This is a genomic window from Chryseobacterium sp. II3a, from assembly GCF_057815135.1.
Genome location: NZ_JBYPZJ010000001.1, coordinates 644,803 through 659,982, shown reverse-complemented (window position 1 = coordinate 659,982; position 15,180 = coordinate 644,803). Strand labels below are relative to the sequence as shown.

General features: G+C 35.4%; 9 protein-coding genes. 6 read left to right on the top strand and 3 right to left on the bottom strand.

Annotation, left to right across the window (positions count from 1 at the left end):
* Positions 1-60 precede the first annotated feature (60 nt).
* Together AC3HD6_RS02970 and AC3HD6_RS02965 are read right to left on the bottom strand one after the other, a co-directional pair.
* A complete protein-coding gene (locus AC3HD6_RS02970) occupies positions 61-1,860 on the bottom strand; it encodes a hypothetical protein (RefSeq protein WP_488894992.1) in 1,800 nt (599 codons plus the stop codon).
* A 118-nt stretch (positions 1,861-1,978) separates the two neighbouring features.
* Entirely contained in the window at positions 1,979-2,677 is a 699-nt protein-coding gene (locus tag AC3HD6_RS02965) for a DUF1826 domain-containing protein (protein ID WP_488894991.1), read from the bottom strand.
* Between the two features lie 257 nt (positions 2,678-2,934).
* Between AC3HD6_RS02965 and AC3HD6_RS02960 the strand changes: the two genes are divergently transcribed.
* Entirely contained in the window at positions 2,935-4,437 is a 1,503-nt protein-coding gene (locus AC3HD6_RS02960; protein ID WP_488894990.1) for a tetratricopeptide repeat protein, read from the top strand.
* A 221-nt stretch (positions 4,438-4,658) separates the two neighbouring features.
* Positions 4,659-5,468 carry a phospholipase D-like domain-containing protein gene (locus AC3HD6_RS02955; protein WP_488894989.1) on the top strand — a complete coding sequence of 270 codons (810 nt, stop codon included), beginning with the start codon at positions 4,659-4,661 and terminating at the stop codon, positions 5,466-5,468.
* Between the two features lie 63 nt (positions 5,469-5,531).
* Here AC3HD6_RS02955 and AC3HD6_RS02950 read toward each other — a convergent pair whose 3' ends face one another.
* Positions 5,532-10,442, bottom strand: a complete 4,911-nt coding sequence (locus AC3HD6_RS02950; protein WP_488894988.1) for a PKD domain-containing protein — start codon at positions 10,440-10,442, stop codon at positions 5,532-5,534.
* A 453-nt stretch (positions 10,443-10,895) separates the two neighbouring features.
* Between AC3HD6_RS02950 and AC3HD6_RS02945 the strand changes: the two genes are divergently transcribed.
* The 4 genes from AC3HD6_RS02945 (at position 10,896) to AC3HD6_RS02930 (ending at position 14,558) form a co-directional block, all read left to right on the top strand.
* Complete coding sequence (locus AC3HD6_RS02945; RefSeq protein WP_488894987.1) at positions 10,896-12,224, top strand: ArnT family glycosyltransferase; 1,329 nt, start codon at positions 10,896-10,898, stop codon at positions 12,222-12,224.
* Positions 12,225-12,330: 106 nt separating this feature from the next.
* Positions 12,331-13,344 carry a glutaminase A gene (gene glsA, locus AC3HD6_RS02940; protein ID WP_488894986.1) on the top strand — a complete coding sequence of 338 codons (1,014 nt, stop codon included), beginning with the start codon at positions 12,331-12,333 and terminating at the stop codon, positions 13,342-13,344.
* Positions 13,345-13,420: 76 nt separating this feature from the next.
* Positions 13,421-14,008, top strand: coding sequence for a Crp/Fnr family transcriptional regulator (locus tag AC3HD6_RS02935; RefSeq protein ID WP_488894985.1), 588 nt, complete (start codon positions 13,421-13,423; stop codon positions 14,006-14,008).
* A gap of 94 nt (positions 14,009-14,102) precedes the next feature.
* Entirely contained in the window at positions 14,103-14,558 is a 456-nt protein-coding gene (locus tag AC3HD6_RS02930; RefSeq protein WP_488894984.1) for a DoxX family protein, read from the top strand.
* Positions 14,559-15,180: the final 622 nt, after the last annotated feature.

Below are 15,180 nucleotides of genomic sequence, written 5' to 3'. Positions count from 1 at the left end.
GACTCTTAAATCATAAAAGCAATCAATGATTTTCTACAATTTGACTGGTGGGGAAATATTCTAATTTCCAAAATTCACAAAGTGCGGCACTTCCGTTGCAAAGCTATTCATTGGCAACAAATTATTTCGATTGCTGTTAAAATCAAAAACAGAGTTATTGTCAAAAGGAACCCGTGGATAATAGGTAAAGGAAATCTGAATTCTGTTGAAGACCAAAAACGGATTATTAATTAAAACTCCTAATCCTATTTTAGTGTTTGCCCGGGTACTCAACAGTTTATCATCAGGCATTCCCAACCATCCTACTGCCATTGTTAGATACGGGCTGAAATGGAAATTTTTCCAGGTTTTATGAATAAACATCTGAAGCTGATACCTTAAAACCATTTTTTTAGTCCCAATATAATCGCTGTTATAAACCGGAAACTCATCTGGTGAAGAAAGATTAATTCTGTCTTTGTAAGAATAATTATGCTGTGGATTTCCCAACGCTAAAGTGGGAGAAAAGAAATGTCTTACCTTAGCAAATTTCCAGTCCATAAGATTGGTAAAATACGTTCCATCTACACGGAAAGATTCTCTGTTTTGGCTGTCTTCATTAAAAAATCTACCAAATTGGGCTTTCAAGGTAAAATATCCCAACTTTGTAAAGCTGCCATATGATGCAGAAACACCTACATAAGGGTTCACTTCTTTATTTCTCGACAAGCCGCCTCCAATAAGATTCACAGAATTCCCGTAAGCGATATCCTCCGGCAAGTCATACTGAAAAATATTCTTCTGAACAGAAAACCGTCTGTTAATAAGCCCTACAGACATCAAAAAACTATTGTAAGAGCTAAAATACTTATACTGATCAATCCCAGGACTGTCTTTATACTGGTAGTTCTGGAATCTCCCTATAATGGCAATATTGCTGCTGACTTTTTCCTTAGGATTTGATGAAACCGGGATCTGATAACCACCCCATAAGTCCTGACTATACACTTTGATCTGAACTTCAGGAAAAGCAGTATCCGTTTCTATCGGAAGCAGAACATTCCGCATAAAATATTCAAAAGTAAAACCACCAGCCCATTTTGTTAATGGGGAAAAGAAGTCTCGTCTGACATTAAAATTAATTCTTTCGTTTCTCAAAAAATCCCGTTCTCCAAGAATTTGAGCACTGATATAAGATCCAAAAAGATTATAGGTTGTATAGCTTCCCAAAACATAATCTTGTTTTTCTTTAGAATCATTTCTGTAAAGAAAATCAAATGTATGACCTAACCCCAGTACATTTTCTTCGGTTACTCCAAGACCAATTTTACTTCCTGAATAACTGACTCTCGGTTTTAAGCTCCAGGAATCAAGAACTTTTACCACTACATCAATAGAGTCTTTACTGGAAGCATCATCTGCAACACTGATATTCACTCTGTTGATAAAAGGCATTGTTCTCAGCAAACGTTCAGATTCATAAAGTTTCTGAGCATTGTACTCCTCCCCTTCTTTAAAAAGCAAATAATTATTAACCGTAGAAGTTCTTGTTGTAGAATGAAGGTGGTTTGTAAACCAGTCATACCATTTCAGTTTTTCTTTCTGATCTTTAGAATCATACCCAAAAGGGTCAATGGTTTCAATCCTGATATTCCGGATGTATCTTTTATTATAGGCTTCCTGTGGCAGCTTTTCAGTTCTGGATTTAACAGAAGTAGAATCAGCTTCTCTACGAAATATGAAGCGATGAAGAAATTTGGTAACTTTTCTTTTATCTGAAAATTCTTCTATTTTATAATAAAGTGAATCTTTCTTTTCCTGTGCATTTAAAAAGAAAAAACCACTCAAAAAGAAAATTAAAATTACAATCGATCTAGTCATTAGCCGTCAAAATTCAATACATTTATAATCTTAATTCACAAGTCAAAAAAACCCAAAATAAGATAATATCATTTAAAGATACTACTTTTGAATGAAAAACCTAATACTACCATATGATTTAACAAATCAAAAGCAGGCGGTATTCTCCTTCATTTTCAACAGGAGCTCTATGTACACAAGGCAGAACTTTTTGTTCAGGATGATCTACAGCCAGCCGCCAAAGGTGTCCTAATCCTAGATTGATAGGGTCTGCATTGGGTTTAGCCTGATAATGCAGATCAAAAAAACAGTCCTTTAGAAAGTCTTCAAAATCTTCTTCAGGTCCATCATGCAATTCCTTGAGTTTTTCCCGAATTTCAGGAACTTCTATTTTGGGTATGGCTTGTTCATTGGGCAATATATCACTCGAAGCCCCAAAATAAGTACATAAGAAAGTATCTGTTCCAATGGGTGAGCGATCCACATGATATGAATAAACATCCGTTGAAATAAAATCGAATTCTTCATCCCGCTCATAATTTTTAAGCAGATTAAGAGAAGGTGACGCTCCGAAATCAGCTAATAATTGTAAATCATTCAGGATTATTTCTCTGGCTATGTTTCCTTCTTCTGAGAGTTCTAACGTTAAAAGATCTTCAGTAGAAATTTCAGTAATATTATCTTTTAATTGAAGTTTGGAAACAATTTCTTTAAAATCTCCATCTAATTTCCTGTACCAGCACATAGCATTGATATTTCCCTGAAAATTATTATTTACAAGTTCAGCAAACGTAGAAACCACACCTACTTGATGATTGTCAGAAAATATATTGGTCATATTTTAGGATGTATTCCATGCAAAAATAAAGAATCAATTTTATCACTCATTCCATCTGCCGAAAAACAAAAATGCTTTGGTGTTTTCATTACGAGGATTTTCTATTATTTTAATAAACATATCTATTGTCGTTCTTTCATCGAATAACTCATTTTACTATTACAAACTATCTGATTCGTATGAATTATTCTTAAATCTTTAGTTTTTATCATAAAGTTTGTCTGATTTATTCTTAAGTTTGCTACCGATCCTACTCTATGAAAAAAATCGATTTCTTCAAAAGAAACTTCGTTCCATTACTTGTACTTTGCAGTGTACTCATCAACTGTACTTCAAAAAATAAGGAAAAAGAAAGTTTCGATTATCCGCTGCTTCAGAAGAGTGATGCCCTCCGCCTTTCCGGGAACTATGAAAAAGCATTGCAGCTTAACCAAGAGTATCTCCATATGGCACAAAAAAATGGCTATACAGACGGAGCAGCTCTTTGCTATATGAACATATCCAATCTTTCTGTCACTGTAGGAAACTATGAAAAAGGACTGGTATTTTTAAAAAAGGCAGAAGCATTGCTTAAAAACTCTGATAATGAAGCGCTCAAAGCAAGACTATTTCAGGAATACGGCCAGATGAGCAAAGTAACCAAGCTGTACAACACAGCTCTTGAATATAATGCTAAAGCACTTTACTATACCCGCCAATGCTCTTTAACAGATAAAAAGCAATATAACCTGCAGAAAGTTTTTTCGAACAGAGCAGATTTCCTTTATGATATCAAGCAGAATGATTCTGCGTTGATGTATTTTCATAAAGCAATGAATATTGACAATACGGATTTGATCAACAGTTTGATTGCAAAACACCATCTATACTATACAAAGCGAATAGATTCCGCAAAATTTTATATCGACAGGGCACTTGCTCTTAACGCTCAAAAAAAAGGAGTATTAGATTCGCAGAAAGGACAAATCTACAGAATTGTAGGCGATTATTATAAAGCAGAAGAGAAAGACTCTCTATCTTTAAAATACTATCAGGAGGGATTGGATATCTTTATCAAAACTCATAAGGTATATAATATTCCTTTTATGTATGAAGCTATGGCAGAAACCTACGGCTACTTGGGAGATCAAGAGAAAGAGGCAGAATTCAATAATAAATTCACCCACGCCAAAGAACAATTATCACAAAATCAGAATAACACTGTAAACCTGCTTATTGAAAAATTACTGACTGAAAAAGAAGTCTCTGCACAGACTTTTAAATTCAACACCATTATCTTTTCAGGTTTGGTATTACTGATAATCATACTCATTGCCTTTTTACTATATAAAAAATTGAAACGGGTCAAAAAGCAGATCATCGATGAAAGCTCTGACTTAAAACACAATATAGCGCGTTTGCAAAATGAAAATGAAACCTTGAATCATAAAATTAATGAAAACAATAATGAATTGATGATGCTGGCTGAAAGCAATGATTCTTCATTTTTAACCAGATTCCAGGAACTCTATCCCGGTTTCATTGAATCATTACTCAAAAGAAATAGCGATCTCTCTTCAGCAGATCTATGGTTATGTGCTATGATAAAGCTTGATTTTAGTTCTAAGCAGATTGCTTCTTATATGTCCATTGAACACAAATCTGTCCAGCAGAAAAAATACAGATTAAGAAAAAAGCTTGATATCCTAAGTGAAGAAGATTTTCTGGTTTTCTTCGAAAGATTAGAGAATGATGAAGATCTCGAAAACAAAAAAGAATAATCTTCAAGTTAACTTAAAAAACTACATATTGATCAAAACCTGACACTAGAAGGATGTCAGGTTTTTTTTATGCTTTCCCATAAAGCAGAGAATAAAAAGAAACGTAAATTTGACGCCTAAAATCCGGATTGTATGAAGCCTTCAGATGAAGAAGTTGATCTCGTTAAAAACAGACATATCTGGAAACATATAATTTCAATACTATTTAAGAAAAAGAAAACGTGTATTATAAAGAAAAGAAAAAATATTATTTTAAAATTGATACTGAAAACAGCGAAGGAGTTGAAGTATTTGTAGGACAAAATGCGGGCACTCAGCTGAATAATGACATCCTAAACGCAAAAGCAGAAGTTCTCATCATCTCTCCCTATATTGATGAAGTAAAGGTGGATGATCTCCTGATGCTGAAGAACAGAAATATCAATGTGAGATTAGCATTCAGTGATCTTCGACCTGAACAATACGGAAGTGTATTACGAAAGCTGATCCACCAGAACCGGGTGACAGATGTAAAGAAAAAAGAGAAAAGGGAAAGTCTGAAAAATCTTTTCTTTTTATCTTCTATTATCCTATTCTGTCTGGGAATCTTTGCTCTGATTTATTTTGGGATACATCTTGTTGATGATCTTACCAATTCAAATAATTTTGTAGCTCTTATAGTTGCCGCGGCTTCTTTATATGGTTTTTTCAGATGTTGGGAGAAGAAAACTGAAGTAGAGAAAATGGAAATCTATACCTATCATTATTCTGAAAATCTAAACTTCAAATATATCAGAAACAATCGTTATGACAATAAGTTCCTTCATTCAAAGATTTACGTAATTGATAGAAAAGTAGCCTATCTGGGTTCATTGAATTATACCAAAAGTGGTTTTACTTCTAATTTTGAATCCCGGATCCGAATTACCCAAAGGGAAAAGGTCAATGAATTGGTTCATTTTGTTCATGATATTTTTGAGGATAATATAAATCTTAAAAAACATGAACTTTTCTATCTTGGAAGACAAATCTACAATGAAGAAATGTATTGATATTCTTTCATAAAAAAACAGTGTTCTCCGAAGAGAACACTGCTTACTAAAATGAAGTATGGATTAATTTTTAATCAATTTGCCTTGCAATGATTTTTCTCCTGCCTGCACAATAACAATGTATGTACTCTGCAGCCAGTGGGAAATGTCTACACTTACTTCTCCTGAAGATGACTTCAGCTCTTTCTGGTATTTGATATTCCCCATGGTATCAAAAACCTTGATCTGTGTTGCCAGTAATTTCTCATTACCGGTATCATACGAAACCCTTACGATATCCTTCGCCGGATTTGGCATCAGTTTCAGAGAAGAATCTGTAGTAAGACTTGGTGTATTTCCTGTCTTAGCAAAAACAGATTTACCTATATTTTTTGGTTCCCCTACAAACTTACAATCATCTTGTCCTAAGAATAAGATCGCATCATATCCACCAGGGAAGCTGGCATTAGGATAGAAAGCCAATGGATTGGCATTCATATCATAGGTACCTCCTGCCGGAATAGTAATCATAGATGGGAAATAGGTTCCATATCCATTTATACTTGAAATATCAAGCATTGCCGGTTGGCTGCCTGCATTAAATATTGTTCCATGAACATTATAATGATCACCATCCCACTTGAATGCAGTAATATTAACTTCAAAGTTACATTGTGTTTCTATACCGCAATCTTTTCCAGGGTAATAGTTCATTGCTCCTGAATAATATCTGCAATACATTCCACCAGCAGACTGGTCAATTCTCAACCTGTAAGTTCCAGGTGAGTCAACAAAACTAAATGGACTGATGAAAGTATTAGTTCCATTTTGTAAACTCACTCCGAATCTTTCCCATTGGTGGTAATCAAAGTTACCTTTTGGTCCTAAAATATAACGATCTTTGTCTCTACAATAGCTGTAACATCCTGTAGGGAATACCCACATCAGGCTTTCGATACTCAATGGTACATCTACCATACCAAATACTTTACAGCCACTTGGTGCAGTATAGATTACTTTATATTTTCCTCCTTCATCTACTGTAATGGTTTGCCCAGACATTCCATTACTCCAGTTATATTCACCATTTGCAGGCCCAGACGCTGTAAGTTGAATTTTGTAAGGCTGGCATCCTATCTGAGTATAGGTTACCGTAGGAGCTGCCGGCGGGTTGCTCACTGTAACAACAAAATCTTTAGAGCCTGAACAGTCTGTAGTTCCTGGCACACGTGCTTCTAAAGTATAGGTATAAGTACCTGCCGATAGTCCGCTAACAGTATAAGCAACAGGCTGAATAGTAATCCATCCTGTTGACAATGGAACTCCATTCCTTTTCCATCTGTATTCTAAAGTATTATCTGTTAAAATACCCTTAAGTGTTGTTTGGCTATTAGCACAAACGTTTGATTGTCCAGATATACTTACATACGGAGGTTTTTTAAATGCAACACCTACCGCTTTAACGCTCATTACATTAGTCATACAGCCGTCTGCTGAAATCAATATCGGCCAATAGTTCCCTGATTGTGTTGGTACAAAATTCATTGAGTTTGGTGCACCCGGCACCTGAACATTACCATTCATCCAAATATAACCTGAAGGCACTGTACCTGAAGGCACAAATGAGATCAGTGGAGAAGTTCCTTCACATGCTACTGCATTGGGTGGAGTAAGATTTCCATTTAAATTAGCTTCATAAACGGTAATGTTACGTACAATAGAATTATACACACAGCCTTGAGGAGTTTTAATCATCAAGCTTACACTCTTCACTCCTGCAGTATTGAATGTAACATTCATATTCTGTTGTGAAGTCACATAAGAGGTTCCGTCAAAAGACCATGTATAGATATTCCCAGAAGTATATGAGCTTGGTGAAAGAGTAATTACCTCACCTTTACATGCCTTGAATGGAAGCAAGAAATTCGTGCTTGGAACTGGTGCCAGTGTAATCGTTTTCGTAATTGTACATGCTGGCAATGATGGTTGTGATGGTACAGATACCTTCATCGTAAAGGTGTAAGTACCTGGCGTCATATTGTTATAAGTAGCCGTTTGCCCAACCTGATCCGGCTGTCCTGCCACGCTGAATCTATATTCTATAGAGCTAGGATTAACCTCAAATATGGACGATGAGTTATATAAAGTAACATTATATCCGTTACCGTTACAAACCTGACCAATATTAAGCTTAGGCTCATACAGTTTTCGAACCTCAAAACTTGTTGAATACCAACATGAACCATATCTTAAACGTACACTTACAATGTGTGCACCTGCAAGATTAGTTTGGAATGTGGCTGTAGGCTGTCCCTGAGCACTTACCAACGTAAGAACACTATTAGATACCCACTGGATCTCATCTGGAGGAATACTTACATTTAAATTATTGACTGTAATCGTATTGCAGCCAGTCCATTTTGGCGTAAAACTCACCATAGGAGGTGTTGTACAACTACTAGCTGTCGGACAAGAATTGATTACTTTAATCTCCTGTGAATATACATAACAGCCATTAATATCTTTAGCTCTTACCTGATAAGTTCCTGCCAGGCCGGTTCCCGATAAGGTATATGAGTTAGTAGTAGCTCCTATTGGAGTTCCATTCTTAAACCATTGCCACTCCACAATGTTCGTAAGACCTGTAGAGCTGTTAGCAGTAAGCGTATAAGGCTGTAAAGGATAATCATCACAAACCATAAGATTATACACCGGTGAAACCGTAATAATCGTTTCAGGAAGAATAATGAAACTTGCAGTTGCCTTTGGCTCATATGCACATCCATTCGTTCCTGTATAAGTCACAGTAACTATTTGAGAAACGTTACCTCCTGTATTATTCTGGATATAACCGTTATTTGGGAAGTCATAGACTCCGGAAGAATTGAATGTTGCCGGGTGAGTAGTCCCATTGGCAAAAGTAAACGTTACCTCTGTAGCAGAAGTAATTCCTCCCTGATCAACCGTGAAGTGAAGATCTGAGCCTAAACAAATCTTCCCAATATTCGTAAAGTTAACTACAGGAAGAGCCAGTTTACTTACAGGCATTAAAAATACCTTTTTCTGTCCGCACACCACAACTTCCAGTTTCAGGTTAGTTGTATATATGTTATTTGCAACCTCGTTAATATTTACCGTCACAAATGGAGTGCCTTGCCCGGATACAAAACTTCCGAAATTAGGGTTTTCAAAACTCCATTCCATAGAATCCGGAACAATATCATCTAAATAAGCTTCAAAGTTCTGTGTACTGCTTGGGCAGAAAGGTCCTGAATTTGGCTTAATAAAGATTTTATTAATATCCATTGGCTTTATATCAAATGAAATTGGCTTAGACAGACAAGCTGCCGGGCTATTCGTTCTATAAGCAACAGATACTGAATAAGAAGGTGCTCCCGCATTAAAGATAACAGTAACAGTACTTCCTGCATTACTTCCCTGGATAGTACCATTCGTAACACTCCATACAGGAATTACTCCAGCGGGCTGAGGTGCTACAAGTGAGTAAGTATAAGGTCTGCCTGGGCATACTACTGCCTCTCCCAAGATAAATCCTCTTGGCGGCCTAGGAATACTCACCACCTTAATCAATATTGGATTACTTTCACATCCTCCTCTGATTGCTGTAATCACATAATTTCCTGCTGTTAAGAAAGGATAATCAAGAGCAGCAGTAGTAGGTTGTGGTGACGTATAGACTACTCCACCATTTAAAGTGACATTCCAGATCACCGGAACATTAGGTGTAGCTGTAAATGTTTGTGGTGTTCCCACACAGATTTCCTCTTTTCCTCCTGATATAGTTACAGGCGCTTCTACAACAATCGTTTTTTGTGCATTACCTCCGCATAATAATAAAGTATTTTTATAGGAAGCAGTAAGGGTGTAGGTACCTGGAACATTTCCGGTGAAAAGAATTTCATTTCTTTGCTGGTTATAAGTCAACTGACCTGGCGCAGGTCCTGTTACATCCCAGTCAATGTGAGTAGTTGGCCACTGTGGAAGTGAATACGTGTATTGTTTTCCTAAACATACTACTGATTCTCCTTTAATTCTTGCAGTATTTAGAATGACAGGAATCTTAACTGTAGTCCAAACTGGGCAGCCACATTCAGATCTATACATCACATAGCCAAAACCATCTTCAGGATCTACACTATCCCATTTTACTTCGATTTCGTTTTCAGAGATATTATGCCATGATCCTCCAATCACTTTCCATTCTCCTTTGCATCCATTCTTCACACTGTATCTTTCGGCACTTCCTTCACATACCACTGAAGCACAGCTAATCTGTACGGGTGGAGCTTCTGTGATTTCTAATTTATGATACGTTGTTTCTGAGCATCCACATTTGTTGGTGACAGTTAAGGTAACCGTAACTCCTCCAGCCTGAGTATAGGTATGAGAGGGTTCAAAAGCTGTAGATGTGGTTCCATCACCAAAATCCCAGAAATAATTAACAATATCAGTACCTCCATTCGCATGAGATAAATTGTCAAAATGAACCTCGGTATTTTTACATACGATATCTTTCAGATTAACGAGATTAAAGTCTGCAGAAGGCTTATTTATTTTCTCAATGCAGATATCCTGGGTTTCAACAGTTCCATCAGTAAATGTAACTGTCGCCTGTAAAGAGCCTGCTCCAGCAGTTCCCCATAAAATTTCAGCTGTAAGATTGGCACCTCCTGATGTAGTCTGTAATACTCCACCGGTAGGTATCCATGCTACAAAACTAATATTCGAGCCATGAGCAGTATATTTCACTTTGCTCCCTTCACAGACCCGGACACAAGTACCGGAATCAATATCTGAAGCAGCAACAGAATTATCTCCTGCCCCTTTTTCTCCACGGAAGTTCTGACATCCGACCTGGGAGTCCCAGGTAATATGAGTTGATGATTGTGCTTGCAGCCCCCAAGGTACAAGGAGCCAGCATAGTAAGAGCCATCTGAAGATGTGCTGCCTACTAAAATAAGTAGTGTTTTTCATGGTTAATAAAAATGTATTAATTTTCGCTTGAAAAATAACGAATTTTTTAACACTAAAATCATTTATTAGTGAAAAATATTACTTTTTTATAAACTTAACATCAAAAATACACTCCAATTCTTGATTATATCTTAATTTAACCCAGTTGTACTTATTTATAAAAAATCAACTGATGCCCATTTTAAAACCTAAAATAATTGATTTTTCACTTATTTAAACAACAATATATAGAATAAAATAAACTAAAAACACAACATAAAATGAATTTTAAACATAAATAATAATAAATAAGTTATAAAAACATAACAACAAACATAAGAAAAATCTTTTTCCAGACTTTTATTTTTGCCCTCCACCAAGCAGCATTATCCAACCTTATAGAAAAAGATACCTTTCTTTATTTATTAAGCAAAAAGAGCTTATTTTGCACCAGAAAACAATCTGGTAATTAACATGAAAAAATACTATAAGGAAATAATGATAATAGTCATTGTATTATTATCCAGGTTCCCTTTTATTTTTAACAGTCTTGGAACTGATTTAGACGCCTGGAGAGAAGTATATACAGGAAAAGTATTACATGAAAACCATATTTATGATGTTTCCCGCTTTCCCGGATATCCGTTTCCTGAATTTTTATATTCATTAGTATATCAATATCCATATTGGGTGATCAACCTATTGTCAGTTGTATTTACAGCAGGCTGCAGCTTATATCTTTTTAAGATTTTGGATCTTTTGAAAATAAAACATTCTTTTCTTATTGCCTTGGTATTTCCATTTGTACCGATTATCTATCTCTCCAGCACAGTAGCTATGGAATACAATTGGTCTTTATTCTTTTTACTGGGATGCACTTATTATCTTCTCCATAAAAAGCTTTGGCTTTCTGCTTTACTTTTCGGCCTTATGGTAAGCACGAGGTTCAACAATATTATTTTTCTTCCGGCCTTTGTTTTCCTATCATATACTTACTCTGAAAGAAATATCAAAAAGGCATTACAATTCTCTGTCTTAAGCTTTATTTTCACCTGCATTTTATTTTCACCCGTTATTTTAAAATATGGTACCAGCTTCCTTCAAAGTTATAGCGACTCATCAGTTAGTGTTGGAAGCATGTTAAGCCTAGCCACCTTATATCTATATGGAACTTTAGGGATACTTGCCATTCTTTTAGGTTTAATTATCCAGTTATTTAAAGGAGGTTATCCAAACGTAAAAAATTTACCCCAAAATAATTTTGCTGTATTCTGTATTCTAATGATCGTTTTCAATCTCGCATTTTTTATCAAATACCCATTGGAAGCAGGTTATTTAATTCCATCAGTTCCCTTTGTTCTTATTGTCTTACAATATATATTGAATGACAAACTGATAAAACCAGTAATAATGGCATTATTTCTATCTCCATTTTTGATCCATGTAACCGCAAAGAAAGTTCAGTTTACAGGAGGTGTATTTATCAATGAAAACTATGAAGATCAGGAATTAGCATACTGTAAAGATGTTATTCGTGAAATCAAAATACATGCTGCAAAACAACCTGTTATTTTTCACTTAGGGAATTTTTCTGAACAGATTTCACTGATGGGGAATTTTCAGAAAGACAGCAATATTAAGGTCGTTAAATACCTTAGCCCAAAGGATCAGGAAGATGTAATTCATAAAAAACTTCCACTCTACTATATTGATACCGGAAATGCAAAGGAAGAAAACAGTAAAACTCATATGCTGGATCAATATGGAATATTATTTCACAAAGATTTTGAACTAAAAAGATAAAAATCTCTTACCTATCCCAGCCACATAAGATCTTGCACAAAAAATGAAATACCTTATCTTTGTTTTTTCGAGGCTTATGATCAACTTTTATTCGAAAATATTCTACATGAAAAAAAATAGCTTTTTATTTTCCGCCAAAGGAATTCTTATTGCAGGGTTTTTGTCCTTAAATACAGTGATGTACGCTCAAAAAACAGCAGATGTTTCAACCATTTCAGAAAAAACCTTAAACAGCATCCTGGAAAAGAACAGAAATTATTATACTCAGGGTAAAGTAGCTGACTATATTCCTGAATTGGGCAAAATGGACGCTAAAGCTATTGCCTTTTCTGTAGTAGATAAAAATGGAAAAGTATTCAACACAGGTGACGTTAGCAAAAAGTTCACCATGCAAAGCATTTCCAAGATCATTGCTCTAATGGTTGCTGTAAATGAAAGAGGAGAGGCCAATGTCTTTGACAAAATAGGCTATTTCGGGTCAGACAAACCTTTCAATCACTTTTCCAACCTTGAAACCACTGGTAAGCCTCTTAATCCGATGATGAATGCCGGAGCCATTCTCACCACATCTCTCATCTCCGGTGAAGGTGAAAAGCCTTTCCTTAAAGTACTGGATATGGTTCGATATATTACCAAGAACCCTGGCATTGATTACAACAAATCTGTATACGAATCTGAAAAATCTACAGGCCATCGTAACCGTGGTATGTTCTACATCATGAAAAACAGCGGATTGATTTCAGGAAATGAAGACCAGCTGGATAATTACTTCAAACAGTGTTCTATTGAACTTACCGCTGAAGACCTGGCGAAAATCGGATATTTCTTTGCTAATCAGTGTGTACGTTTTGATGGAGACACTCAGTATAAAAACGCTGACACTGCCAAACTGATAGAATCTCAAATGCTGACCGCCGGAATGTACGAATTCAGTGGTGAATACTCCCGAATGGTAGGATTACCTAGCAAATCTGGAGTAGGCGGCGGAATTACCGTAAGTGTTCCCGGAAAAATGGGGATCGGAGTATTCAGCCCCGCTTTGGATCAACATGGAAATTCATTGGCAGGATACCACATCATTCTGGATCTGGCGAAACAGTATGGATTAAGCATTTTTTAAACTCAGCAATTTTAACTAAAATCAAAACAGATCCGGTAAGATTGATTATATTTGGGTAATTCACATATCCAAATCAATGTCAGCGCCTTACGAAAGCATCTTAAATCACATCAGCCAATATGTAACTTTATCAGAATCTGAAAAAGAAAGACTGTGCTCTTCATTGGAATATAAAAAGTTCAGACGCAGGCAATATCTTTTACAAGAAGGACAACTATGTACTCATGATTATTTTGTAATAAGCGGTTGTACGCGTCAATACGAAGTGAGTGCTAGCGGTCGGGAAAATACTGTGCAGTTTGCATTTGAGAACTGGTGGATATCAGATTGGAGCAGCATGCTTTACTCCCAACCATCTGTATACCATATTGAAGCGATGGAAAATTCAGAGGTTTTCATGATAGAAAAGAACGAATTGGAAAAACTATATATAGAAATACCACAAGTGGAAAGTTATTTCCGTAAAATACTTCTGAATGCTTTCATCTCGCTTCAAAAAAGAATACTATTCCAGCAAAAAACAGCTGAGGAAAGATATCTGGAATTCATCAAATCCTATGGCTGGTTTGAACAGCGGCTTTCTCAGCAGCATATTGCTTCTTTTTTAGGAATTACGCGGGAGACTTTAAACCGTCTGAAAGGACAGCAATATAAAGATCATTAAACAAACCTGTGCTATTTATCACAGGTTTTTTGTATTAAAAATCACATAATCATCCTCCTATATCGTGCTAAATTTGTTCATCAACACTTAAAAAATGGACAAAAAACTCAAACAATGGCTCTCATCCACCCAAGGAGGATGGGGGTCTCTAATCCTTCGTCTAACCTTAGGAATGGTATTATTCCCACATGCCGCCCAAAAACTATTCGGATGGTTTGACGGGCCTGGATTACAGGGTGAAATGCAGTATATGACAACTCATGTAGGGCTTCCATCATTCATAGCGGTTATAGCTATTGCAGTAGAAAGTTTAGGAACATTTTGTATACTATTGGGAATTTGGACAAAAATTACATCCATCGCAATATTCTTTTTATTTATAGGAATGATTGTAGTGGATCATGCTTCTCATGGATTCTTCATGAACTGGTTCGGAAAAATGCCAGCCGGAACAGAAGGCTTCGAATACCACCTATTAGTATTGGGGATCTGTCTCACTCTCATCATACAAGGAGGAGGTAAATATTCAATGGAAAAGCAGTCCATATAAAAACTCATTAAACATCTATTTTCAATCTTTTTCATCATTTAAAGCAGTATTTTACTGCTTTTTTCATTTATATTTCATATTACCTTAATATGTTTACTCTATTACATGAAGCGATCTTTATTTTCAAAACCTTCAAATGGATAAAATAAGTCACAAAATGCAATTCTCCAAGATGCCAATAATATGATATAAATCAATTCCATACAAAATCAACTCAAAAATTCACACATTTTAAATCACCGATTTTGTCGATTTTATGCGGTAAATATTTATGTTATCTTTTTGTAATATATAAAAAAACAAATCTCTTCTTTTTGAAATATTTTATTTTTTATTCCTATATTTGCTTAACATTTCTTTAACTATAATTATTTATTTTTATGGTTACCTAGATTGTGCCGGCTTGTTTATAACGAATAAGAAAATAAACCGTATACTTTAATAACATTTGAATAATTAACATTTGTTTGTTAAAAAATTATTATCGAATTAAATTTATGACTGAGAATTTATCATAAATTTATTATTTTTTATTCACGCATCACAAACAATCAGTCCTCATACCCATTAGATTGATGTTTCAATGCAAAATCGCATATTATTATTTTAATACTAAATGCAA

Excerpts from the sequence above, each read along its gene's own strand:
- AC3HD6_RS02970 (WP_488894992.1), bottom strand. The coding sequence starts at position 1,860 with ATGACTAGATCGATTGTAATTTTAATTTTCTTTTTGAGTGGTTTTTTC.
- AC3HD6_RS02965 (WP_488894991.1), bottom strand. The coding sequence starts at position 2,677 with ATGACCAATATATTTTCTGACAATCATCAAGTAGGTGTGGTTTCTACG.
- AC3HD6_RS02960 (WP_488894990.1), top strand. The coding sequence starts at position 2,935 with ATGAAAAAAATCGATTTCTTCAAAAGAAACTTCGTTCCATTACTTGTA.
- AC3HD6_RS02950 (WP_488894988.1), bottom strand. The coding sequence starts at position 10,442 with ATGAAAAACACTACTTATTTTAGTAGGCAGCACATCTTCAGATGGCTC.
- AC3HD6_RS02945 (WP_488894987.1), top strand. The coding sequence starts at position 10,896 with ATGAAAAAATACTATAAGGAAATAATGATAATAGTCATTGTATTATTA.
- glsA (WP_488894986.1), top strand. The coding sequence starts at position 12,331 with ATGAAAAAAAATAGCTTTTTATTTTCCGCCAAAGGAATTCTTATTGCA.
- AC3HD6_RS02935 (WP_488894985.1), top strand. The coding sequence starts at position 13,421 with ATGTCAGCGCCTTACGAAAGCATCTTAAATCACATCAGCCAATATGTA.
- AC3HD6_RS02930 (WP_488894984.1), top strand. The coding sequence starts at position 14,103 with ATGGACAAAAAACTCAAACAATGGCTCTCATCCACCCAAGGAGGATGG.